General features: G+C 72.2%; 22 protein-coding genes. 10 read left to right on the top strand and 12 right to left on the bottom strand.

Annotated features, from left to right (window positions below):
- Window positions 1-82 precede the first annotated feature (82 nt).
- Complete coding sequence (locus TAE01_RS15515; RefSeq protein WP_222594148.1) at window positions 83-1,336, bottom strand: amidohydrolase; 1,254 nt, start codon at window positions 1,334-1,336, stop codon at window positions 83-85.
- Window positions 1,337-1,445: 109 nt separating this feature from the next.
- Between TAE01_RS15515 and TAE01_RS15510 the strand changes: the two genes are divergently transcribed.
- Both TAE01_RS15510 and ypfJ read left to right on the top strand, forming a co-directional pair.
- Window positions 1,446-2,543, top strand: a complete 1,098-nt coding sequence (locus TAE01_RS15510) for a helix-turn-helix transcriptional regulator (RefSeq protein ID WP_246111387.1) — start codon at window positions 1,446-1,448, stop codon at window positions 2,541-2,543.
- Entirely contained in the window at window positions 2,544-3,497 is a 954-nt protein-coding gene (gene ypfJ, locus TAE01_RS15505) for a KPN_02809 family neutral zinc metallopeptidase (protein WP_147067716.1), read from the top strand.
- Window positions 3,498-3,522: 25 nt separating this feature from the next.
- On the opposite strand, the gene TAE01_RS15500 is transcribed toward ypfJ, so the two are convergent.
- The 10 genes from TAE01_RS15500 to TAE01_RS15455 all read right to left on the bottom strand — a co-directional run bounded on the left by TAE01_RS15500 (window position 3,523) and on the right by TAE01_RS15455 (window position 12,246).
- Window positions 3,523-4,152: an acVLRF1 family peptidyl-tRNA hydrolase gene (locus TAE01_RS15500; RefSeq protein WP_147067715.1), complete on the bottom strand. Its 630-nt coding sequence runs from the start codon at window positions 4,150-4,152 to the stop codon at window positions 3,523-3,525.
- A gap of 19 nt (window positions 4,153-4,171) precedes the next feature.
- A complete protein-coding gene (locus tag TAE01_RS15495; RefSeq protein ID WP_142178103.1) occupies window positions 4,172-4,498 on the bottom strand; it encodes a metal-sulfur cluster assembly factor in 327 nt (108 codons plus the stop codon).
- Entirely contained in the window at window positions 4,495-4,977 is a 483-nt protein-coding gene (gene sufU / locus TAE01_RS15490; RefSeq protein WP_147067714.1) for a Fe-S cluster assembly sulfur transfer protein SufU, read from the bottom strand. The genes TAE01_RS15495 and sufU overlap by 4 nt, the downstream gene beginning before the upstream one ends.
- Entirely contained in the window at window positions 4,977-6,281 is a 1,305-nt protein-coding gene (locus tag TAE01_RS15485) for an aminotransferase class V-fold PLP-dependent enzyme (protein WP_147067713.1), read from the bottom strand. The genes sufU and TAE01_RS15485 overlap by 1 nt, the downstream gene beginning before the upstream one ends.
- 5 nt (window positions 6,282-6,286) lie before the next feature.
- Window positions 6,287-7,063: a Fe-S cluster assembly ATPase SufC gene (sufC, locus tag TAE01_RS15480; RefSeq protein WP_147067712.1), complete on the bottom strand. Its 777-nt coding sequence runs from the start codon at window positions 7,061-7,063 to the stop codon at window positions 6,287-6,289.
- Between the two features lie 3 nt (window positions 7,064-7,066).
- The gene (gene sufD, locus TAE01_RS15475; RefSeq protein WP_371860846.1) at window positions 7,067-8,365 is read right to left on the bottom strand and encodes a Fe-S cluster assembly protein SufD; all 1,299 of its coding nucleotides are present in this window, start codon (window positions 8,363-8,365) and stop codon (window positions 7,067-7,069) included.
- Window positions 8,365-9,786, bottom strand: a complete 1,422-nt coding sequence (sufB, locus tag TAE01_RS15470) for a Fe-S cluster assembly protein SufB (protein ID WP_030202201.1) — start codon at window positions 9,784-9,786, stop codon at window positions 8,365-8,367. The genes sufD and sufB overlap by 1 nt, the downstream gene beginning before the upstream one ends.
- Window positions 9,783-10,607 (bottom strand): helix-turn-helix transcriptional regulator, encoded by an 825-nt coding sequence (locus tag TAE01_RS15465; protein WP_147067711.1) that lies wholly within the window; start codon window positions 10,605-10,607, stop codon window positions 9,783-9,785. Before TAE01_RS15465 ends, sufB begins: the two co-directional genes overlap by 4 nt.
- A 44-nt stretch (window positions 10,608-10,651) precedes the next feature.
- Window positions 10,652-11,515, bottom strand: coding sequence for a CDP-alcohol phosphatidyltransferase family protein (locus tag TAE01_RS15460; RefSeq protein WP_246111386.1), 864 nt, complete (start codon window positions 11,513-11,515; stop codon window positions 10,652-10,654).
- A 65-nt stretch (window positions 11,516-11,580) separates the two neighbouring features.
- The gene (locus TAE01_RS15455) at window positions 11,581-12,246 is read right to left on the bottom strand and encodes a phosphatidylserine decarboxylase (protein ID WP_147067710.1); all 666 of its coding nucleotides are present in this window, start codon (window positions 12,244-12,246) and stop codon (window positions 11,581-11,583) included.
- Between the two features lie 70 nt (window positions 12,247-12,316).
- Between TAE01_RS15455 and TAE01_RS15450 the strand changes: the two genes are divergently transcribed.
- From TAE01_RS15450 to TAE01_RS15420, 7 genes are all read left to right on the top strand, one after another.
- The gene (locus TAE01_RS15450; protein ID WP_147067709.1) at window positions 12,317-13,027 is read left to right on the top strand and encodes an ABC transporter ATP-binding protein; all 711 of its coding nucleotides are present in this window, start codon (window positions 12,317-12,319) and stop codon (window positions 13,025-13,027) included.
- Window positions 13,024-13,803: an ABC transporter permease gene (locus TAE01_RS15445; RefSeq protein ID WP_147067708.1), complete on the top strand. Its 780-nt coding sequence runs from the start codon at window positions 13,024-13,026 to the stop codon at window positions 13,801-13,803. Before TAE01_RS15450 ends, TAE01_RS15445 begins: the two co-directional genes overlap by 4 nt.
- A gap of 50 nt (window positions 13,804-13,853) precedes the next feature.
- Complete coding sequence (locus TAE01_RS15440) at window positions 13,854-14,336, top strand: DUF2231 domain-containing protein (RefSeq protein ID WP_147067707.1); 483 nt, start codon at window positions 13,854-13,856, stop codon at window positions 14,334-14,336.
- Between the two features lie 83 nt (window positions 14,337-14,419).
- Window positions 14,420-15,385 carry a COX15/CtaA family protein gene (locus TAE01_RS15435; RefSeq protein ID WP_246111385.1) on the top strand — a complete coding sequence of 322 codons (966 nt, stop codon included), beginning with the start codon at window positions 14,420-14,422 and terminating at the stop codon, window positions 15,383-15,385.
- Between the two features lie 92 nt (window positions 15,386-15,477).
- Window positions 15,478-16,179, top strand: a complete 702-nt coding sequence (locus tag TAE01_RS15430; protein WP_147067706.1) for a response regulator transcription factor — start codon at window positions 15,478-15,480, stop codon at window positions 16,177-16,179.
- Window positions 16,176-17,273, top strand: a complete 1,098-nt coding sequence (locus TAE01_RS15425) for a sensor histidine kinase (RefSeq protein WP_222594147.1) — start codon at window positions 16,176-16,178, stop codon at window positions 17,271-17,273. Before TAE01_RS15430 ends, TAE01_RS15425 begins: the two co-directional genes overlap by 4 nt.
- Window positions 17,274-17,282: 9 nt before the next feature.
- Entirely contained in the window at window positions 17,283-18,314 is a 1,032-nt protein-coding gene (locus tag TAE01_RS15420) for an NUDIX hydrolase (RefSeq protein ID WP_147067705.1), read from the top strand.
- A gap of 30 nt (window positions 18,315-18,344) precedes the next feature.
- Here the strand turns inward: TAE01_RS15420 and TAE01_RS15415 are convergent, their stop codons facing one another.
- Window positions 18,345-19,319 carry a heme o synthase gene (locus tag TAE01_RS15415; protein ID WP_371860848.1) on the bottom strand — a complete coding sequence of 325 codons (975 nt, stop codon included), beginning with the start codon at window positions 19,317-19,319 and terminating at the stop codon, window positions 18,345-18,347.
- Window positions 19,320-19,598: 279 nt separating this feature from the next.
- Between TAE01_RS15415 and tkt the strand changes: the two genes are divergently transcribed.
- Window positions 19,599-21,962 (top strand): transketolase, encoded by a 2,364-nt coding sequence (gene tkt / locus TAE01_RS15410; protein WP_147067704.1) that lies wholly within the window; start codon window positions 19,599-19,601, stop codon window positions 21,960-21,962.

The raw sequence follows: 21,962 nt of genomic DNA, 5'->3' as shown, positions 1-21,962 counted from the left end.
GTCCGCAGCGTTTCCACAAGATTCGCGCAATGTCGTCGTGGCGTGACGTCGAGGAGGCCCCTCGGGTGCAAGCCGTCGCCGTCTAGACTCCGCCGAGCCAGGCGCGTGCCGCACCAGCGAGCGCCCGCACGCCGATCTCGAGGGTGGGGTCGATGACAGGTGCGAACAGCGGCGAGTGGTTCGACGGCAGCGACGCCAGCACGGCCCGCATCTCCTCGAGGCCGGAGGCCTCGGCAAAGGCCGCGGGGTCTGCGCCGCCGAGCAGCCAGAACACGCAGGGCGCCTCCGCCGCCTCGGCCAGCACCCCGACGTCCTCGCTGCCCGTGATCGGGCCCGGGTCGAGCACACGACCGGCGCCGACGAGCGCCTCGAGCCAGGGACGCGTGCGCTCGACCCCGGCCGGGTCGTTGACGACCGCTGGAGCCTGCTCGAAGGGCTCGATCTGCGGGGGCCGCCGGGCGCCTGCGGCCGCGGCCTCCCCCTCGACGATCCGGGTGATCGCCGCCAGGGCCCTGGCCCGCACCCGGACGTCGTAGGTGCGGAGGTTGACCAGGAGCAGGGCGTGGTCGGGGATGATGTTCGACTTCGTGCCGGCTTGGATCGACCCCACGGTGAGCACCGCTGTGTCGGTGCCGGCGATCTCGCGCGAGACCACGGTCTGCAGTCGCAGCACGGTGGCGGCTGCCAGGACCACCGGGTCGACGGTGGCCTCTGGTCGTGACCCGTGTCCGCCCTCACCGTAGAGCGTGATGCGCAGGCTGTCGGTGGCCGCGAAGGACGGGCCCGCACGCAGGCCGATCGTCCCGGCCGGGAGCGGTGCCACGTGCTGACCGAGGACGACGTCGGGGCGCGGGACCGCGGTGTAGAGGCCGTCCTCGACCATCGCCACCGCGCCCTGGGCCACCTCTTCCGCGGGCTGGAGGAGGGCGACGACGGTGCCGGTCCACGAGTCGTCGGCCACGAGGACCGACAGCGCCCCGAGCAGGCACGTGACGTGGACGTCGTGCCCACAGGCGTGCATGACGGGCACGTCGCGACCGTCGGGGTCGACGCCGCGGTCCGTCGACGCATACGGCAGGCCTGTCGCCTCGGCCACGGGGAGTGCGTCCATGTCGGCCCGGAGCAGCACGACCGGGCCGTCACCGCGGCGCAGCACTCCGGTCACACCGGTGCGCCCGACGCCCTCGGTCACCGTGAGGCCGAGCTCGCGTAGCCACGCAGCACCGATGCCGGCGGTCCGCTCCTCCGCGAACGACAGCTCGGGGTGCGCGTGCAGGTCCCGGTAGACGTCGCGCAGACGAGGCATGAGGACCTCGAGGTCCCTCGGGGTGTCCATGGGCCGACGGTACCGACGCTCGACCGGGGCCCGCCAGCGCACGGACGACGTGGGCCGTCGGGTCCGAGCGGTACCGTCGTGCCTGACGACACGTCCAGGAGGGGATGGCATGCGCTACGACACGAGTCCCACGGCGCGCGCCCTCCTCGCCCTCGAGGCGATCCAGGACTGCCCCGGCATCACGGCGCAGCGCCTCGGCGAGCACCTCGGCGTCACGGAGCGAGCGGCCCGGCGCTACGTCGCGATCCTGCGCGAGGCCGACCTGCCCATCGAGTCGGCCACCGGGCCGCACGGTGGCTACCGCGTGGGCCGCGGACTGCGCCTGCCGCCCCTGATGTTCACGGCTGCCGAGGCCCTGGGCCTCGTCATGGCGGTGCTCGAGGGGCACCGGGGAGCGGCCGACCCGACCGAGATCGTCGGCGCCGCCCTCTCCAAGATCCTGCGCGCCCTCCCGCAGCAGGTCGCCGAGCCCGTCCGGGCCGTCCGCCGCGTCAACGGCCCTCCGCCCGACCCCGGCCTGCGCGTCGACCCCGTCCTGACCGCCAGGCTCGTCGAGGCCTGCACCTCGTCGCGCCGGGTGCGCCTCGACTACCGGCTCGAGGACGGGCGCGAGCGGCCCATGGAGGTGGACCCGTGGGCCGTCGTGCTGCGCCACGGGCGGTGGTACCTCCTGTGCTGGTCCCGGACGAGCGACGCCCAGCGGGCGCTCCGCGTCGACCGGGTGCAGTCGGTGTTCACGACGTCCCTCGGCTTCACGCCACCGCAGGACCTCGACGCCCTCCGCACCCTCGAGGAGCACCTCTCCCAGGGCTGGCGCCACGAGGTCGACGTGCTCCTGCGGGCCGACCTCGACGAGGCCGGCCGGTGGCTCCCACGCAGCCTCGGGCGACTCGAGGAGGTCGATGGCGGCATACGACTGCGGGCCACGACCGACGAACCCGACTGGTACGCCCGGCAGCTCGCCGCCACGCCGCTGACCTTCGAGGTGCGAGGGTCAGCAGCGCTCGTCCAGGCGACCGAGGACCTGGCCGCGCGGCTCGTCAAGGCAGCGGGTGCTGCCGACACCGCCGCGCCGCCGGGCGGGATGGCTGGTCCGGCTCGAGCGGGTACGACGCCGGAGCAGCAGCACACGGACAACCGGTCCCCGCGCACTAGGGTGATCACGACCGGATCGGGGAGTCCCGGTCCCGACCCGGAGGAGCGGTAGATGAGCTTCAACGACAACGCCCAGCTCGACACCTCGCAGGTGCAGAGCGGCGGCAGCGGTGGAGGGGGCGGGGGCGGCGGCTTCCCCGGCGGCATCCAGGTCGGTGGCGGCATCGGCGGCCTCATCCTGCTCGTGCTCATGCTCGTCTTCGGCGGGGGCAAGATCCTCGGCGGCGGCGACTCCGGCAGCACTGCCGGCGGCCTGCCCTCCCAGCAGCTCCAGAGCGACCAGGTCGCTGCCGCCGGCCAGGTCGACCAGGCGCAGTTCTCCCAGTGCAAGACCGGGGCCGACGCCAACAGGAACGACGTGTGCCTCATCGTCGCGACCGTCAACAGCGTGCAGGACTACTGGACCAAGGCGCTGCCGAAGTACCAGATGAACTACGAGCCGGTGAAGACCGTGATCTACCAGGGACAGACGCCCTCGGGCTGCGGCACGGCCAACTCGCAGGTGGGCCCCTTCTACTGCCCGCTCGACAAGAAGGTCTACGTCGACGCGAGCTTCTTCCAGGAGCTGCAGAGCAAGTTCGGGGCCGACGGCGGCCAGCTCGCCAAGGAGTACGTCATCGCCCACGAGTACGGCCACCACGTGCAGGACCTCCTCGGCATCCTGGGCCGGGCCCAGCAGGACCCGCAGGGGGCGAACTCCGGCGCGGTGCGCATCGAGCTCATGGCCGACTGCCTCGCCGGCACGTGGGTCAAGCACGCGACGGAGACCACCGACGCCAACGGCACCCCGCTGCTCAAGGCCATCACCGAGAGCGACATCAAGTCCGCCCTGTCGGCGGCCTCCGCCGTCGGGGACGACCGCATCCAGCAGAAGATGCAGGGACGCGTCACGCCCGAGAACTGGACGCACGGCTCGGCCCAGGCGCGCATGAACTGGTTCACGCAGGGCTACCAGACCGGCGACATCAACCAGTGCAACACCTTCGGCGTCCCGACCGTCAGCTGACCCCTCCCGGCGGGAGCCAGGTGGGCTAGGTGGGCTCGGAGGTCTCGGAGGTCTCGGTGAGCTCGACGCGCACGGCCCGCCCGCGGCGCAGCGCGGCCTCGAGCACGTCGCGCCTGGGGTCGGGCAGGTCGTAGAGCTCGCGCATCGGCAGGCCGTGCAGGGCCCGCAATGCGCCCGCTTCGAGGACCTCGCGCACGAGGGTGCGGTCCCCGCCCACGACCAGACCCCGGGGTATGCCGTCCGCACCGGCCCGCGGGCTCTCGTCGTCCCCGAGCAGCACCCGTCGGGCATGGCCCACGACGGCGTCCACGAGCTCGTCGGCCTGCTTGCCCCGGCGGCGGGCGAACCGCTGCTGCGACCACCCGCCCGCGGCGGTGCGCGACTGCACGCGCCGGGTGCCGACCTTGGACGCGGTGAACGATCCCCCGACAGCGAGGCCGACGGCATACCCTCCCCGTCGGACGAGGACGACGCCGAGCGGCTCGTGCGCGAACGGCGTTGCGACGACGGTGGATCCGTCGGCGGCGTGCGCGGACACGACGACGCCGCCGGGAGTGGACTCCTCGGCGGCGGCGTAGGGGCCGTGCCGCTCGGCGAAGCCCGCCATCCAGCGGTCGAACCGCGCGGGGTCGACCTCGATGACGCGCGTCGTCACGGGCGCGGGCGGTGCTGGCTCAGAGGTTGAAGCCGAGGGCGCGCAGCTGCTCGCGCCCGTCCTCGGTGATCTTGTCTGGACCCCACGGCGGCATCCACACCCAGTTGATCCGGTGCGTCGCCACGAGCCCCTCGAGGGCCTGCGCCGTCTGGTCCTCGATGACGTCGGTGAGCGGGCAGGCGGCCGAGGTCAGCGTCATGTCGAGGACGGCGTGCGACTGCGCGTCGACGGTGATGCCGTAGACGAGGCCCAGGTCGACGACGTTGATGCCGAGCTCGGGGTCGACGACGTCGCGCATGGCCTCCTCGACGTCGGCCACGTTGGGCGGAGTGGTGGTTGCGGTCATGACGGAACTCCTTGCGGGGAGGGCGAACTCGTGGAAGAGATGTCGACACCGGCTCGGGCCAGGGCGTCGGTGAAAGCGGTCCAGCCGAGCAGGGCGCACTTGACGCGCGCGGGGTACTTCGAGACGCCGGCGAAGGCGACTCCGTCACCGATGAGGGCCTCGTCACCGGCGACCTGGCCCTTGGAGGTGAGCATCGCGCGCATCGCCTCGAAGGTCTCGAGCGCCTCGGCCACCGGGTGCCCGATGACCTCCTCGGCGAGCACCGACGTGCTCGCCACGGAGATCGAGCAGCCCTGTGCGGCATACGAGATGTCGGTGACGACCGCGTCGGGGCCGGTGCCCGTGACGTCGACGCGGAGGGTGACCTCGTCGCCGCACGTCGGGTTGATGTGGTGCACCTCGGCGTCGAACGGCTCACGCAGCCCGGAGTGCTGCGGGCGCTTCGAGTGCTCGAGGATGAGCTCCTGGTAGAGGTCCATCAGCTGGCCTCCCTCTCGGTGTCGACGCCGAAGATGACCGGCACCCGGTCGAGGGCGGCGAGCAGCGCCTCGACGTCGGCGGACGTGTTGTGGACGGCGAAGGACGCACGCGTCGTGGCTGCGGCGCCGAGGGCTCGGTGCAGCGGCCAGGCGCAGTGGTGCCCCACCCGGACGGCGACCCCGGCGTCGTCGAGCACCTGCCCGACGTCGTGGGCGTGCACGCCCTCGACGACGAACGCGACGGCGCCGCCGCGCGGGGTACCGGCGGCCGGACCCACGACGCGGACCCACGGGCGCTCGGCGAGGCTGCGCTGCAGCTGGTCGACGAGTGACGCCTCGTGGGCGTGGATGCGGTCGATGCCGATCGCCTCGATCCAGCGGACCGCGGCGGCCAGCCCCACGGCCTGCGCCGCGTTCGGCACGCCGGCCTCGAACTTCTGCGGGGCGGGCGCGTAGGTCGAGCGTTCCATCGTCACGAGCTCGATCATCGAGCCGCCGGTGAGGAAGGGCGGCATGACCTCGAGCAGCTCGGCGCGGCCCCAGAGCACCCCGACCCCCATCGGGCCGTAGAGCTTGTGGCCGCTGAACGCGATGAAGTCGGCGCCGAGCGTGGCCACGTCGACCGGCAGGTGCGGCACCGACTGGCACGCGTCGACGACGACGAGCGCGCCGACGGCGTGGGCCCGCGCGGCCAGCTCGGTGACGGGGTTGACCGTACCGAGCACGTTGGACACGTGCGTGAAGGCGAAGACCCTGGTGCGCTCGGTGAGCAGCTCGTCGATACCGGTCAGGTCCAGCGCGCCCTCCGCCCCCACCGGCACCCAGCGCAGCGTCGCGCCCGTGCGACGGGCGAGCTCCTGCCACGGCACGAGGTTGGCGTGGTGCTCCATCTCGGTCACGAGGATCTCGTCACCGGGGCCGAGCACGAAGCGCTCGTCCTTCGGCTCGTCGGTCGGGGCTGCGTTGGAGAAGGCGTAGGCCACGAGGTTCAGCGCCTCGGTGGCGTTCTTCGTGAAGACGACCTCGTCGGCGGGCGCGCCGATGAAGCCCGCCACGGTGGCGCGGGCGGCCTCGAAGTCGTCGGTCGCCTCCTCGGCGAGCTGGTGCGCGCCACGGTGGACCGCGGCGTTGTGCTGCTCGTAGAAGGCGCGCTCGGCGTCGAGCACCGCAGTCGGCTTGTGGGAGGTCGCACCCGAGTCGAGGTAGACGAGCGGCCGCCCGTCGCGCACCGTGCGCGCCAGGATGGGGAACTCACCGCGGATCGCGGCGAGCTCCCCCTCCGTCAGGGGCCGGACGTCGGCCATTCGGCTCAGACCTCCACCGTGGCGGCAGGCGCCGCGGCGAGGTAGCGGTCGTAACCCTCGTCCTCGAGGCGGTCGGCCAGCTCGGGGCCGCCCTGCTCGACGACCTTGCCGTCGACGAAGACGTGGACGAAGTCGGGCTTGATGTAGCGCAGGATGCGCGTGTAGTGGGTGATGAGCAGCACGCCGAGGTCGCTCGTGTCCTTGGCGCGGTTGACGCCCTCGGAGACGATCTTGAGCGCGTCGACGTCGAGACCGGAGTCCGTCTCGTCGAGGATGGCCACCTTGGGCTTGAGCAGCTCCATCTGGAGGATCTCGTGGCGCTTCTTCTCGCCACCGGAGAAGCCCTCGTTGACGTTGCGCTCGGCGAAGACGGGGTCCATGCGCAGGTTGCCCATGGCCTCCTTGACGTCCTTGACCCACGTGCGCAGCTTGGGGGCCTCGCCGTCGATGGCCGTCTTGGCCGTGCGGAGGAAGTTGCTCACGGTGACGCCGGGGACCTCGACGGGGTACTGCATCGCGAGGAAGAGGCCGGCCCGGGCGCGCTGGTCGACGCTCATCGCGAGGACGTCCTCGCCGTCGAGCGTCACGGTGCCGCCGGTCACGGTGTACTTGGGGTGGCCGGCGATGCTGTAGGCCAGCGTCGACTTGCCGGAGCCGTTGGGCCCCATGATCGCGTGGGTCTCCCCCGACTTCACGGTGAGGTCGACCCCGCGCAGGATCTCCTTGGGGCCGTCCTCGGTCTCGACCGAGACCGTCAGTCCCTTGATCTCGAGCGTGCTCATGGGTCAGTTCTCCTTGTTGGTGCTGGGGATGCTGGGGGTCTGCTGGGTGGGGGCGGCGTATGCCGTCGACGCGAGCTCGTCCTCGATCGCGGCGGTGATCTCGTCGCGCAGGTCGGCGAGCGGGATCTCCCTGATGATGTCGGCGAAGAAGCCGCGCACGACGAGGCGCTTGGCCTCGTCCTCGTTGATGCCGCGCGACTGCAGGTAGAACAGCTGCAGGTCGTCGAATCGGCCTGTCGCGGAGGCGTGTCCGGCACCCTCGATCTCGCCGGTCTCGATCTCGAGGTTCGGCACCGAGTCGGCGCGGGCGCCGTCGGTCAGGACGAGGTTGCGGTTGAGCTCGTACGTGTCGGTTCCCTCGGCCTCGGCACGGATGAGCACGTCACCGACCCACACGGTGCGCGCGGTCTCGCCCTGGAGCGCGCCCTTGTAGGTGACGCGGCTCTTGCAGTGCGGGGCGTTGTGGTCGATGTACGAGCGGTGCTCGAGGTGCTGGCCGGCGTCGGCGAAGTAGACGCCGAGGAGCGTCGCGTCACCACCGGGGCCGGCGTAGCGCACGTTGGCGTTGACGCGGACGACCTCGCCGCCGAGGCTCACCGACAGGTGCTTGTAGTGCGCGTCGCGACCGACGAGCGCGTCGTGCTGGGCCAGGTGCTGGGCGTCGTCGGCCCAGCGCTGGACCGACACCACGGTGAGGTCGGACCCGTCGCCGGTGACGACGGAGACGAGCTGCGAGTAGCGCGCCGAGCCGGTGTGCTCGACGACGACCGTCGCCTTGGAGAAGCGACCGGCGCGCACCACGAGGTGGCCGTGCACGGGCTCGCCGCCGTGTCCGACGAGCGAGAGCCGCACGGGCTCGCCCAGCTCGCTGTCGGCCGGGATGTCGAGGAGCAGGGCGCCGTCGGCAGCCGCTCCGGCGACGACGGCGGCGCGGTCCTGGGGCGGCAGGATGCCGAGGCCCTGCGCCTCCTCGGAGGTGATCGTCGACGTCGTGACGCCCTCGGGGAGCTTCGTCGTCCAGTCGAGCCGCCCGGAGGCACCGTCGGCGAGCAGGCCGGCGAGCTTCTTGACGGGCGTGAAGCGCCAGTCCTCCTCGCGGCCGGTCGGGACCGGGAAGTCGGCGACGTCGAACGACGCCGTGCGCTCGGCACGCGACTGGTCCGGGACGAAGGCCGCGGCCGAGTCGGTGTGGGCGGCGGCACCCGGGAGGGTGCTCGTGGCGGTGGGGGCGGCGTCGGGCACCGTGGTCTCGCTCTGCTGGGTCTCGGGGGTGTCGGTGGTCGTGTCAGCCAGAAGGCCCATCAGCCGACGGCTCCTTCCATCTGCAGCTCGATGAGGCGGTTGAGCTCGAGGGCGTACTCCATCGGCAGCTCGCGCGCGATCGGCTCGATGAAGCCGCGCACGATCATCGCCATGGCCTCGTCCTCGGCCATGCCGCGGGACATGAGGTAGAAGAGCTGGTCCTCGGACACCTTCGAGACCGTGGCCTCGTGACCCATCGAGACGTCGTCCTCGCGGATGTCGACGTACGGGTAGGTGTCGGAGCGGCTGATCGTGTCGACGAGGAGGGCGTCGCAGCGCACCGTCGAGGCCGAGTGCGAGGCGCCCTCGAGGACCTGCACGAGACCGCGGTAGCTGGCCCGGCCGCCACCACGGGCAACGGACTTGCTGATGATCGAGCTCTTCGTGTTGGGCGCCGCGTGGACCATCTTGGAGCCGGTGTCCTGGTGCTGGCCCTCGCCGGCGAAGGCGATCGAGAGCGTCTCGCCCTTGGCGTGCTCGCCCATGAGGAAGACGGCGGGGTACTTCATCGTCACCTTGGAGCCGATGTTGCCGTCGACCCACTCCATCGTCGCCCCGGCCTCGCACGTCGCGCGCTTGGTGACGAGGTTGTAGACGTTGTTGGACCAGTTCTGGATCGTCGTGTAGCGCACGCGGGCGTTCTTCTTGACGATGATCTCGACGACGGCGGAGTGCAGCGAGTCCGACTTGTAGATCGGGGCGGTGCAGCCCTCGACGTAGTGCACGTAGGAGCCCTCGTCGGCGATGATCAGCGTCCGCTCGAACTGGCCCATGTTCTCGGTGTTGATGCGGAAGTAGGCCTGGAGCGGGATGTCGACGTGGACGCCCTTGGGCACGTAGATGAACGAGCCACCCGACCACACGGCGGTGTTGAGCGCGGCGAACTTGTTGTCGCCGGCGGGGATCACCGTGGCGAAGTGCTCGCGGAAGAGGTCCTCGTGCTCCTTCAGCGCCGTGTCGGTGTCGAGGAAGATGACGCCCTGGGCCTCGAGGTCCTCACGGATCTGGTGGTAGACGACCTCCGACTCGTACTGGGCCGCGACACCCGAGACGAGGCGCTGCTTCTCGGCCTCGGGGATGCCCAGGCGGTCGTAGGTGTTCTTGATGTCCTCGGGCAGGTCGTCCCACGTGGCCGCCTGCTTCTCCGTGGACTTCACGAAGTACTTGATGTTCTGGAAGTCGATGCCCGTGAGGTCGGAGCCCCAGGCCGGCATCGGCTTCTTGCCGAAGAGGCTGAGGCTCTTCAGGCGCAGCTTCGTCATCCACTCGGGCTCGTTCTTGCGGGCCGAGATGTCGCGCACGACGTCCTCGTTGAGCCCACGACGCGCCGTGGCTCCGGCCACGTCGCTGTCGGCCCAGCCGTACTCATAGGTGCCGATGCCCTTGAGGCCGGGGTTCAGCTCTTCGATGTGGGTGGTCATGAGGAACCTTCCTTGACGTGCGTGAGCGTGTCGGTGGTGCTCGGGCGAAGCGGGGCAGCCTCCGGGTCAACACCCGGGGGCTGCGTGGTCTTCCGGGGGCGGGTGGCGATCCCACCGGTCGGGACGAAGGTGGTGCACACGTGGTGGCCGCCCGCGAGGGTCGCGAGGCGCTGGACATGGACGCCGAGCAGACGCGAGAACGCGTCGGTCTCGGCCTCGCAGAACGCCGGGAACTCCGCGGCGACGTGCTGGACGGGGCAGTGCCCCTGGCAGAGCTGCACCCCGGTGAGCCCCCCGGCACCGACGGGGCGGGCGGACGCGGCGAAGCCGTCCTCGCTCAGCGCCTCGACGAGGGCCGCGGTGCGGTCGGCGGGGGCGTCACCAGCGGCGGCGAGGCGGGCGGCATACCGCTCCTCGAGGGCCGCGACGCGGTTGCGGGCGAAGTCCCCGACGGCAGCCGGCCCCGCGTGCGCCTCCAGGTAGCGGAGCACCTCGACGGCGAGCGAGTCGTAGTCGGCCTCGAGCGCACCGTGCCCGGCGTCGGACACGACGTAGGCCCGGGCGGGGCGTCCGCGACCGCGGCGGGCGGTGGTGGGCTCGTGCGGCACGACCGTGCCCTCCTCGACCAGGGCGTCGAGGTGGCGTCGGACGGCGGCCGGGGTCAGGTCGAGGTGGCGACCCAGCTCGGCGGCCGTGATCGGGCCGTCGGCCGAGACCATGTGGAGCACCCGCGAGCGCGTGCGCGACTCGAGCGGGGAGACGTGCAGGACGTCCTCGCCGTCCTTCGTCTCACGCGGGGCGTGCTCTCCGATAAACACCACACCATTGTGACGTAAATGGGCGCTCCACTCCAGTTAGGAGAGCCTTAGCGGCACGGACCGTCGTCGAGGTCGTCGTCCTCGTCGTCGTCGAGGTCGGGCGGCATGATGACGGACGGCATCCGGGTGCGAGGTGGCGCCACGGCGTCGTCGCCGAACCAGCGCCGGCGCAGCGGCGCCGAGACCCAGCCGAGCGGGCACGTCAGCACGTAGCCGTAGGCGAGCGCCATGCCCGTCGCCCCGGGGAAGAGCACGAGGCCGACGACGATGACGATGCCGAGCGGGACGGTGATGCGCAGGTGCCGGGGCGAGAGCAGGTCACGGAAGGACCTGAACCGGAACGACGAGGCCATGAGGGCCGCCGGGACGACGCCGGCCGCGACCGGCACGAGGGGCGCCCAGTCGTAGAGCGGGTCGCCGATGGCGAGCACGGTGGAGATGACGACTCCGGCGGCGCCGGGACTCGCGAGGCCGACGAAGTAGCGCTTGTCGGCGAGGGGGTCGATGGTGACGTTGAAGCGCGCCAGGCGGTAGGCGGCGCAGGCGAGCCAGAACATCGCCCCGGCCCAGGCCCAGACCGGGTAGGCCGGCAGCGCCCACGTGTAGACGAGCACCGCGGGGGCGATGCCGAACGAGATGAGGTCGGCGAGCGAGTCGAACTGCAGGCCGAAGGGCGTGATGGCCCCGACGGCACGCGCGACGGCACCGTCGCAGATGTCGAGGACGATCGAGATGCCGACGAGGACCGCCGCGGTGCGGAAGTGACCCTGGAAGGAGAGCAGCACCGAGGAGAACCCGCAGAGCATGTTGCCGAGCGTGAAGAGGCTGGGCAGCGTGGCCCGCGCCCGCACGCGCGGGTTGAGCCGGTCGAGCGGGATGACGCGGGCCCCGGTGGCCGAGACGAGGCGCATGCGCCGACTCACCCGGTCGCGGCGGCGGGGTCGCTCGTCGGAGCCCGTCTCACCGTTCACACCGTTCACGACGGGTCCGCCGCCGGGAAGCGACCGAGCACCGTCTCTCCCCCGATGGCGCGCTTGCCCTTGGTCACCTCGAGCTGCACCTCCGGCGGCACGAAGACGTCCATGCGCGACCCGAACTTCATCAGCCCCATCCGGGCGCCCGTGGGGACCTCGTCGCCCGGCTCGATGCGGGTGACGATGCGACGGGCGAGCTGGCCGACGAGCTGGCGGTAGACGACCCGTCGCGGGCGTCCGCCGACGACCCGCTCGACGATGATCTCGCTGCGCTCGTTCTTCGTCGCGCTCTCGGCGCGGTAGGCCGCGAGGAAGCGACCCGGAGTGTGGGTGACGTCGATGACGCGACCGCCGTAGGGCGAGCGGTTCATGTGCACGTCGAGCAGCGACAGGAAGATGCTGACCTGCTGCCACTCCCCCGGTGGCGCGATGCCCGGCTGCGGCGTCCCCACGTGCATGACGATGCCGTCGGCGGGCGCGATCACGACGTCGGGGTCCGTCACCGGCGTGTGGTCCGGGGTGCGGTCGGGGTCTCGGAAGAAGAGGGTCACCCCGGCCGTCAGCAGTCCGAGGGCGGCGGTCGTGCGGGGTCGGCGGGCCAGCGCGGCGATCACCGTCGGCACTGCGGCCAAGGCGGTGAAGGGCTTGGCTGCTGGGTCGATCTTCACGGGTGGGGCTCTCCGTCGGGGTCGAGGCGGATGCGTGGGTCGTTGACCCCCGAGCCTAGACTCATGAGTCATGACCTCCGCGGTGACACTGTCCGACCTCCACCGCACTTTCGGTCAGGTGGCCGCCCTGGACGGGCTGACGTGGAGCGCCCCGGTGGGACGCATCACCGCGGTCCTCGGGCCCAACGGTGCGGGCAAGACGACGGCCATCGAGTGCGCCGTCGGTCTGGGCCGACCCGACCGCGGGACGGTGCGGGTGCTGGACACCGACCCCTGGCAGGCGGGCGCCGAGCACCGCGCCCGGGTCGGCGTCATGCTGCAGGCCGGCGGCCTGCCCAACGGCACGAGGCCGCTGCGACTGCTGCGGCACCTGTCCCGGCTCTACGCCGACCCCGTCGACGTCGACGCGGTGGCGCGCCGGCTCGGCGTCACGGACTTCGCCTCGACGACCGTCCGACGACTCTCCGGCGGGCAGAAGCAGCGCCTGGCCCTCGCGGCCTCGCTCCTGGGTCGGCCCGAGGTCCTCTTCCTCGACGAGCCGGCCGCCGGGCTCGACCCCCACGGGCGCCTCGACGTGTGGGACCTCGTCGCCGAGCAGCGGGACGCCGGCACCACCGTCGTGGTCACCACCCACTCCTTCGAGGAGGCCGAGCGGCTCGCCGACCACCTCGTCATCATGAACGCCGGACGCACCGTCGCCGAGGGGACGCCCGACTCGGTCACGGGCGGACGTTCCCTCGAGGACGTCTACTTCAGCCTGACCCGCAAGGGAGCCGCGTGAGCACCCCCACCACGCCCGTCACCTCGACCCGCTCGGGCGCCGCGTCTCCACGTCGCCGCATCCTCGCCCAGGCGGCGTTCGAGGTCGGCAGCCTGCTCCGGAACGGGGAGCAGCTGCTCGTCTCCCTCGTCCTGCCGGCGATGGCGCTCGTCGGACTGAGCCTCACGAGCTCTCCGTCCCTGGGGCCGGGTCGTCGCATCGACGTCGCGACGGCCGGGGTCATCGCCCTGTGCGTCATCTCGTCGGCGTTCACGGCGCAGGCGATCTCGACCGGCTTCGACCGGCGTTACGCCGTGCTGCGCTACCTCGGGGTCACCCCGCTGGGGCGATCCGGCCTCGTGGCCGCCAAGGTGCTCGCCACGCTGGCGGTCGAGGTGGTCCAGGTCGGTGTCATCGCCGTGCTGGGCGCGGCCCTCGGGTGGCGACCGCAGGCCTCGGGGATCGCGTTTGCCGTCCTCTTCGTCGTCGTCGGCACGTGGGCGTTCGTGGCCCTGGCCCTCCTGCTCGCGGGGACCCTGCGGGCCGAGGCGGTCCTCGCGATCGCGAACCTCGTGTGGGTGCTGCTCCTCGGGCTCGGTGGCGTCATCGTGCCCCGCACCGAGCTGCCGGCCGGGGTGTCCCACGTCGCGGCGTACCTGCCGTCGGCCGGCCTCGCCGACGGCCTCCGGTCGGCCCTCGTCGCCGGACAGCTGAACCTGGTGGCCCTCGTCGTCGTCCTCGCGTGGGGACTGCTGGCCACGGTCCTCGCGGCGCGTCTGTTCCGCTTCGACGACTGAACGCACGACACTGGCCGGACCGCACCATCCCCGATCGGCCTGGAGGCGTCGTGTTCGACTACATCTTCGGACTGCCGATGCACGCGCTCGTGATCCACGCGGTCGTCGTGCTCGTCCCCCTGTCCGCCCTGTGCGCCATCGCCTACGTCGTGCGCCCCGGGTGGCGTCGCGTCCTGCGCTGGCCGACCGCCGCGGGCGCCGTCGTCTCGGGGGTCTCGGCCTTCGTCGCGGCCGAGAGCGGGGAGGCCCTGCAGCGCCGGGTGACGCGGGTCCGCGCCGGGACGACCGACCTGGCGATGCTCAACGACCACGTCCAGTGGGGTGACCGGGCCCGGCTGCTGTGCCTCCTCTTCATGGTCCTCACGCTCGTGGCGCTCTGGTTCGCGCGGCCGCCGGAGGAGGAGTCACCCCGGGGGCACGCCTTCGACGTCCTCGTCGGCACCCTCGTCGTGCTGGCCGCGCTCGCCGCCCTCGTGACCGTCGTCCTGGCCGGGCACGCCGGCTCGGCGGTCGTCTGGAAGGGCCTGGCCTGACGGCTGCGCCGGCCCGTCCCCACGCGACCGCGGGCTGACCGGGCGGTGCGGGCGGACCCCGCCCGGCGGCATACCCTTGCGGGGTGTCCTCCACGTCAACCGTGACCGACGTCGACCGCGCGACCGGCACGAGCCGGCTCGCCCGGGCGGCCGGTCGGCTCCCCACCGTCCCGTCGTCCTGGGTGCGGCCGCTCCTCGTGGCCAACCTCGTCGCCGAGGTCGGCATCGTGGTGACCGGCGGCGTCGTCCGACTCACCGGCAGCGGCCTGGGGTGCAGCACGTGGCCGGAGTGCCAGCCCGGGTCCTTCACCCCCGTGCGCACGCCGGCCAGCTCCTTCCACGACCTCGTCGAGTTCGGGAACCGCACCCTGACCGGGGTCGTGGGCGTCCTCGCCCTCGTCTCGCTGTGGGTCGTGCTGACCCGCTGGCCGCAGCGCCGTCGCCTGCACCTCGCGGCCGTGGGCGTGCTCGCCGGCATCCCGGCCCAGGCGGTGCTCGGCGGCATCACCGTGCTGACCGGGCTCAACCCGTGGCCCGTCATGTCGCACTTCCTGCTGTCGATGGTGCTCGTCGCCCTCTCGACGGCCGTGGTGCGCGGGGCCCGCGACGAGGTGTCAGGCCCGGGAGAGCTCGTCGTGCACCCGCTCGCCCGCAGGCTCGCCCTCGGCACGAGCGCGGTCGGCGCGGCGGTGCTGCTCCTCGGCGTGGTCGTCACGGGGTCCGGGCCCCACTCCGGCGACGCGGACCATCCCGCACGGACCGGGTTCGACCCGCGTTTCGTGTCGTGGATGCACGCGGACGCCGTCATGCTCTTCTGCGGGCTCGTCATCGCCACGCTCGTGGCCGTGAGCATCAGCGCGGAGACGAGCGAGGCGCGTCGCGCCTGGACCGTGGTCCTCGTCGTGACCCTCGCTCAGGGCCTCATCGGCTACGTGCAGTACTTCACGAAGCTGCCGGAGGCGCTCGTCCTGCTGCACATGCTCGGCGCGAGCCTCCTCGTCGTCTCCCTCACCTTCGGCGTCCTCTCGACGCGCAGGCACCCCGTCTGACCGGTCCCGTCGGCGCGCGGTCAGAGGTCACCGTCACCGGATCGCAAGGTCTTTCGCAGGTCGGTGCCCACGCCGCTGCCTAGGCTGGCAGCGTGCCCACCGTCCTCGTCGTCGACGACGACCTCACCCTGCGCGAGGTCGTGTGCGGCTACCTGACCCGCGCCGGTCTCGACGTCGTCGAGGCGCAGGACGGGCTCGCCGCCCTCGCGCTGGCCCGGGACCGCTCCCCCGACCTCGTCGTGCTCGACCTCACGCTGCCGGGACTCGACGGCCTGGAGGTCTTCCGGCGGCTGCGCTCGGAACGCGGAGACCTGCCGGTCGTCATGCTGACCGCCCGGGGCGAGGAGTCCGACCGCGTGCTCGGGCTCGAGCTCGGGGCCGACGACTACGTCACCAAGCCGTTCAGCAGCCGCGAGCTCGTGCTGCGCATCCAGTCGGTCCTGCGTCGGGCCGTGCCCGTCACGCCGGCCGGCAGCGCCACGCTCGTGGACGATGACCTCCGGGTCGACACGAGGCGCCACCAGGCCTGGATCGGCGAGGACCTCCTGGCCCTCACGAGCCGTGAGTTCGACCTGCTCGCCCACCTCATGACCCATCCGGGCACCGCGTTCTCGAGGCGCGAGCTGATGCAGCAGGTGTGGGGCTGGGAGTACGGCGACGAGTCCACCGTCACGGTGCACGTCAGGCGCCTGCGCGAGAAGGTCGAGGCCGACGCGGCGCGTCCCGTCCGGCTGCAGACGGTCTGGGGCGTCGGCTACCGCTGGGACGGCGCCTCCCCGACGGGGGCGCCGTGATCGCCGAGGCGGCCCTGCTGGCGGCGATCGCCGCGGTCGCCGTCGGCGTCGTGGGCGCCCTCGCCGTCCGTGCCCTGGCGGCCCGGTCGCTCGTCGCGGCGGCGGTCGTCGCTCCGGTCGTCGTCATCCTCAGCGTCGCCGTCGGGGTCGTGGTCACGGCACGCGCCATGTTCATCAACGACCACGACCAGAGCGTGGTCCTCGTGGTCACGGCGACCTCCCTGCCCATCGCGGCCGTCTTCGGCTGGCTCATCGCCCGACGGGTGCAGCAGCTGATGCGGGCCTCGGCTCAGGAGGCGGCCCAGCGCGACCGGGACCGCCAGGTCGAGCAGAGCCGCCGGGAGCTCGTCGCCTGGGTCTCGCACGACCTGCGCACGCCGCTGGCCGGCATCCGCGCCATGGCCGAGGCGCTCGAGGACGGACACGCTCCCCCGGACGGCTCCTACCCGGGCCGCATCAGGTCCGAGGCCGACCGGATGTCGGACATGGTCGGGGGGCTTCTCGCCCTCTCGCGGCTGCAGTCGGGGACGCTGCGCCTGGACCGGGCGCCCGTCGACGTCGGCGACCTCGTGTCCGACGCCGTGGCGTCCGCCCGGGTGCTCGCCGGACGCCGCGGCGTGCACGTGACCGGCTCGGCACCACCCCGCGCGGTCACGGTGTCCGCCGACGTGGGCGAGCTGTCCCGCGCCCTGTCCAACCTCGTGACCAACGCTCTGACCCACACCCCGGCGGGAGGCACCGTCGACATCTCGCTCGCTGCAGCCCCGACCGCGGCTGCGGGCGACGGGCTCGGCCCCACCCATGCGGCAGCAGGCGACCGCACCGACCGGGGTCACGGGTTCGCCCACCTCGCCGTCACCGACGGTTGCGGAGGCATCGCCCACGACGACCTCGACCGGCTCTTCGAGCCGGGATGGCGCGGCACCCGCGCCCGCACGCCGGCTGCCGGGGTCGGGGCGGGTCTGGGCCTCGCCGTCGCCCGCGGCATCGCTCGCGCCCACGGCGGCGACGTGACGGTCGCCAACACCGGCCCGGGGTGCCGTTTCGAGCTGACCCTGCCCCTCGACGAGCGGTCTCACGCGGTCGATCCCTAGGCTGGAGCCGTGACCGACCAGCCGACGCTCCGAGACGGCGACCTCGTGCTCCGGCCGTGGACGGTCGAGGACAGTGACGCCACGCGGACGCTGCACGACCGCGAGATCGCCCGCTGGTTCGACTTCCCCGCCGTGGAGCCGTCGGCGCCGGAGCACCGCGCCTGGATCGAGGGCACCCGCCGCGAGTGGTCGGAGCGGACGAAGGTGACCTTCCTCGTGCAGTGGCGCGGCCAGGCCGCGGGCACGGTCGACGTCCGCGTGCAGGACCCCGGCGTGGGCGTGCTGTCCTGGGCCGTCTACGCCCCGTACCGCGGTCGAGGACTCGCCGGACGCGCCGTGGGCCTGCTCGCCGAGTGGGCCTTCGACGCCCTGGGGCTCGAGCGCGTCGAGGCGCACGTCAACCCCGACAACCGGGCATCCGTGCGCACCGCCCTGCGGGCCGGGCTGCGCCGCGAGGGCCGGCTGCGCGGCAACGCGACCCTCGCCGGGATCCGGCAGGACACCGTCGTCCTCGGGCGCCGCCGCGACGACGCCCACCCGGACACCAGGGAGGGTTTCACCGCGATGCTCGACTCGACCCTGCCGACCAAGCGCGCGATCGCCCAGGGCGTCCTCCGCTCGGGCTCGCCGGGAGCGAGCCGGGTGCTGCTGTGCGAGCTCTCCTACAAGCCCGAGTGGGACCTCCCGGGCGGCGTCGTCGACCCCCACGAGTCACCCGCTGCCTGCGTGGTCCGCGAGGTGCGCGAGGAGCTCGACCTCGTCGTCACCGCCGGACCGCTGGTCGCCGTCAACTGGCTCCCGGCGCTGCACGGGTGGGGTGACGCCACCGTCTTCGTCTTCGACCTCGGGACCGTCGACGCCGGCCTCGTCGAGCAGGCGCACCTGCAGCCGCGCGAGATCCGCGCCGTCCACTGGACCGCACCGGAGGACTGGGCGGGCCGGGTCGCCCCCTACAACGAGCGTCTGCTCAGGGTGCTGGACGCCCGGCACGGGCGCGACGCGGGAACGATCTACCTCGAGGACGGCACGCCCGTCTCGTGAGCGGCCACACGGCATACGCCGTCGGTCGGCTCAGGAGAAGAACGGGAGCGGCAGGTGCCAGATCGGGTCGAGGGCCACGCCCACGAAGAGCACCGTGAGGTAGGTGATCGAGAAATGGAACAGGCGCATCGGCTTCAGGACGTCCTCGGCGACACCCGCGCGCGCCTTGGCCAGCAGGCGGTGCGCCTCGGTGAGGAAGAGGGCTCCCGCGACGACCGCAGCGACGGTGTAGACCCATCCGACGTGCTGCACCGGGACCAGCGCCAGTGACGTCAGCACCATGGCCCACGAGTACGCGACGATCTGGCGCGCGACGACGACGAAGCGCTCGACGACGGGGAGCATCGGCACGTGGGCCGTGGCGTAGTCGTCCTTGTAGCGCAGGGACAGCGGCCAGTAGTGCGGCGGCGTCCAGAAGAAGATGACGAGGAAGAGGATGAACGCCGACCAGCTGACCGAGCCGGTGACGGCCGACCAGCCGATGAGGACCGGCATGCAGCCGGCGGCCCCGCCCCACACGATGTTCTGCGCGGTGCGACGCTTGAGCAGCAGGGTGTAGCCGAAGACGTAGAAGAGCAGGGCGCCGAGGGCGAGCCACGCGCTCAGCCAGTTGACGAGCAGACCCAGCCACACCGTCGACACGACGGTCAGTGCCACTCCGAAGACGAGGGCGCCGATCGGGCTCACGGTGCCGGTGACGAGAGGGCGTCGGCTCGTGCGGTGCATGACCGCGTCGATGTCGCGGTCGATGTAGCAGTTGAGGGTGTTGGCCGCGCCCGCGGAGAGGGTGCCGCCCACGACCGTCGCGACGACGAGCCACAGGTTCGGGACGCCCTGGTCGGCGAGGAACATCACGGGGATCGTCGTGATGAGGAGCAGCTCGATGATCCGCGGCTTCATCAGCGAGACGTACTGTCCGACGAGGAACTTCACCCCGCTGCCGTCGGGACCGTGCAGCGCCGAGAGGTCGGCGCGGGGGTCCACCGTTGTCACGAAGATCCTCACCGCTGGTACGTCGCTCAGACCCTCGGGGTACGTGAGCATTGCGTCGCAAGTCTAGACCGTCGACGACGACGGCCGGCACCACCACCCGACCTGCACGGCCACCGCCCGGTCCCTCACGGGTCCTCGCCGACACCGAGCCGACACCGAGCCGGACACCGAGCCCACACCGAGCCCGGGACGGCGGCCGTACCGACCGTCGGGCGAGGTGTCGTCCCTCACATCGCGGGGACTAGGCTCGTGGCCGTACGTGATCAACCCTTGTTGAAGGAGAACCGTTCCGTGCCCACTGCTGCGTCCAGCGCCGCCACCTCGGCGAAGAAGCCCACCCGATCCGGCACCACGCCGACGGCGAAGACGAAGGGCCTGCTGGCACAGCGCGACCCGGGTCTGCCGCTGCCCCAGGCGAAGAAGGCCGGCTGGAGCGACCTCGACATCCGTGCGGTCGACACGACCCGCCTGCTCGCCGCCGACGCCGTGCAGAAGGTCGGCAACGGCCACCCCGGCACCGCGATGTCGCTGGCTCCCCTGGCCTACCTGCTCTACCAGAACGTCATGACGCACGACCCGTCCGACCCGGCCTGGCTCGGCCGCGACCGGTTCGTGCTCTCCTGCGGCCACTCGAGCCTGACGCAGTACATCCAGCTCTACCTCAGCGGCTACGGCCTCTCGCTCGACGACCTCAAGTCGCTGCGCACCTGGGGCTCGCTGACGCCCGGTCACCCCGAGGTCCACCACACCCCCGGCGTCGAGATCACGACCGGCCCGCTCGGTTCGGGCCTCGCCTCCGCGGTCGGCATGGCCATGGCGCAGCGCCGCCAGCGCGGACTCTTCGACCCCGACGCCAAGCCGGGCACGAGCCCCTTCGACCACCACGTCTACGTCATCGCCTCCGACGGCGACATGCAGGAAGGCGTCTCGCACGAGGCCTGCGCCCTCGCGGGTCACCAGGAGCTCGGCAACCTCACCGTCGTCTACGACGCCAACCAGATCTCCATCGAGGACGACACCGACATCGCGTTCAGCGAGGACGTGGCCGCGCGCTTCACGGCCTACGGCTGGCACGTCGTCGAGGTGGACTGGCGGCAGGACGCCGACGGCGCCACCTACGTCGAGGACGTCGACGCACTGCTCGCCGCGATCCGTTCCGGCGACAAGGTGACGAACAAGCCGACCCTCGTCGTGCTCCACACGATCATCGCCTGGCCCGCCCCGACGAAGCAGAACACCGGCAAGTCGCACGGCTCGGCCCTCGGCGACGCCGAGATCGGCGCCACCAAGGAGCTGCTCGGCTTCGACCCGAAGAAGACCTTCGCCGTCGAGCCCGCCGTGCTCAAGCACGCCCGCGACGTCGTCAAGCGGGGCAAGGCGGCCCACCGCGAGTGGGACAAGGCATACAAGGCCTGGCGCAAGGCCAACCCCGACCGCGCGACCCTCCTCGACCGCATCCTCGAGGGCCTGGCCCCCGCCGGCCTCGCCAAGGCGCTCCCGACGTTCCCGGCCGACGAGAAGGGCGTCGCCACCCGCGCCGCGTCCGGCAAGGTCCTCACCGCCCTCGCGGACGTCATGCCCGAGCTGTGGGGCGGCTCGGCCGACCTCGCCGAGTCCAACAACACGACGATGGAGGGGCAGCCCTCCTTCATCCCGCAGGGCAAGCAGACGCGCGAGTGGAAGGGCGGCCCCTTCGGACGCACCCTGCACTTCGGCATCCGCGAGAACGGCATGGGCATGATCCTCAACGGGATCGCCCTCGAGGGACTGACCCGCCCCTACGGTGGCACGTTCCTCGTCTTCTCCGACTACATGCGACCGGCCGTGCGACTCGCGGCGATCCAGCAGGCCCCGGTGACGTACGTGTGGACGCACGACTCCATCGGCCTCGGCGAGGACGGCCCGACCCACCAGCCGATCGAGCACCTCGCCGCCCTGCGCGCGATCCCCGGCCTCGACGTCGTGCGTCCCGCCGACGCCAACGAGACGGCGGCCGCCTGGGCTCAGATCCTCACGAACGCGCACGGGCCTGCGGCGCTCTGCCTGACCCGCCAGCCGGTGCCCACGTGGGACCGGAAGAAGTACGGCAGGACGAGCGGCGTCGCCAAGGGCGCCTACGTCCTCGTCGAGGAGTCCCGCGCCGGCGAGCCCGACGTCGTCCTCGTCGCGACCGGCTCCGAGGTGCAGCTCGCGGTGCAGGCCGCCGAGCGCCTCGAGAAGTCGCGCATCGCCACGCGCGTCGTGTCGATGCCCTGCCGGGAATGGTTCGAGAAGCAGAGCCGTTCCTACCAGGACAAGGTTCTGCCGCCGGCAGTCCGTGCCCGCGTCAGCGTCGAGGCGGGGATCTCGATGGGCTGGCACGACATCGTCGGCGATGCCGGGCGCATCGTCAGCATCGAGCACTTCGGCGCCTCCGCCGACCAGGCCACCCTCTACCGCGAGTTCGGCATCACGGCCGACGCGGTCGTCAAGGCCGCCAAGGACTCGATCAAGGCCGCCAAGGGCTCCACGCGGAAGGCACCGGGCGTCACCGAGACGAACCCGGCCCGAGCCGCCCAGAGCGCCTCCACCGACGTCATGGGCGCCGACGCGCAGACCGGCAGCGGCCACGCCGCCGGCGCAGCCGCCGCCTCCGCTACGAGCAAGGGGAAGTGA

The sequence above is a fragment of the Terrabacter aerolatus genome, from assembly GCF_007991735.1.
GTDB lineage: Bacteria > Actinomycetota > Actinomycetes > Actinomycetales > Dermatophilaceae > Terrabacter > Terrabacter aerolatus.
This window is presented reverse-complemented; position numbering and strand designations above follow the sequence as displayed.

What these genes read in the sequence shown, in the direction of transcription:
- TAE01_RS15515 (WP_222594148.1), bottom strand. Translation starts at nt 1,336, where the DNA reads ATGGACACCCCGAGGGACCTCGAGGTCCTCATGCCTCGTCTGCGCGAC.
- TAE01_RS15510 (WP_246111387.1), top strand. Translation starts at nt 1,446, where the DNA reads ATGCGCTACGACACGAGTCCCACGGCGCGCGCCCTCCTCGCCCTCGAG.
- ypfJ (WP_147067716.1), top strand. Translation starts at nt 2,544, where the DNA reads ATGAGCTTCAACGACAACGCCCAGCTCGACACCTCGCAGGTGCAGAGC.
- TAE01_RS15495 (WP_142178103.1), bottom strand. Translation starts at nt 4,498, where the DNA reads ATGACCGCAACCACCACTCCGCCCAACGTGGCCGACGTCGAGGAGGCC.
- sufU (WP_147067714.1), bottom strand. Translation starts at nt 4,977, where the DNA reads ATGGACCTCTACCAGGAGCTCATCCTCGAGCACTCGAAGCGCCCGCAG.
- TAE01_RS15485 (WP_147067713.1), bottom strand. Translation starts at nt 6,281, where the DNA reads ATGGCCGACGTCCGGCCCCTGACGGAGGGGGAGCTCGCCGCGATCCGC.
- sufC (WP_147067712.1), bottom strand. Translation starts at nt 7,063, where the DNA reads ATGAGCACGCTCGAGATCAAGGGACTGACGGTCTCGGTCGAGACCGAG.
- sufD (WP_371860846.1), bottom strand. Translation starts at nt 8,365, where the DNA reads ATGGGCCTTCTGGCTGACACGACCACCGACACCCCCGAGACCCAGCAG.
- sufB (WP_030202201.1), bottom strand. Translation starts at nt 9,786, where the DNA reads ATGACCACCCACATCGAAGAGCTGAACCCCGGCCTCAAGGGCATCGGC.
- TAE01_RS15460 (WP_246111386.1), bottom strand. Translation starts at nt 11,515, where the DNA reads ATGCGCCTCGTCTCGGCCACCGGGGCCCGCGTCATCCCGCTCGACCGG.
- TAE01_RS15450 (WP_147067709.1), top strand. Translation starts at nt 12,317, where the DNA reads ATGACCTCCGCGGTGACACTGTCCGACCTCCACCGCACTTTCGGTCAG.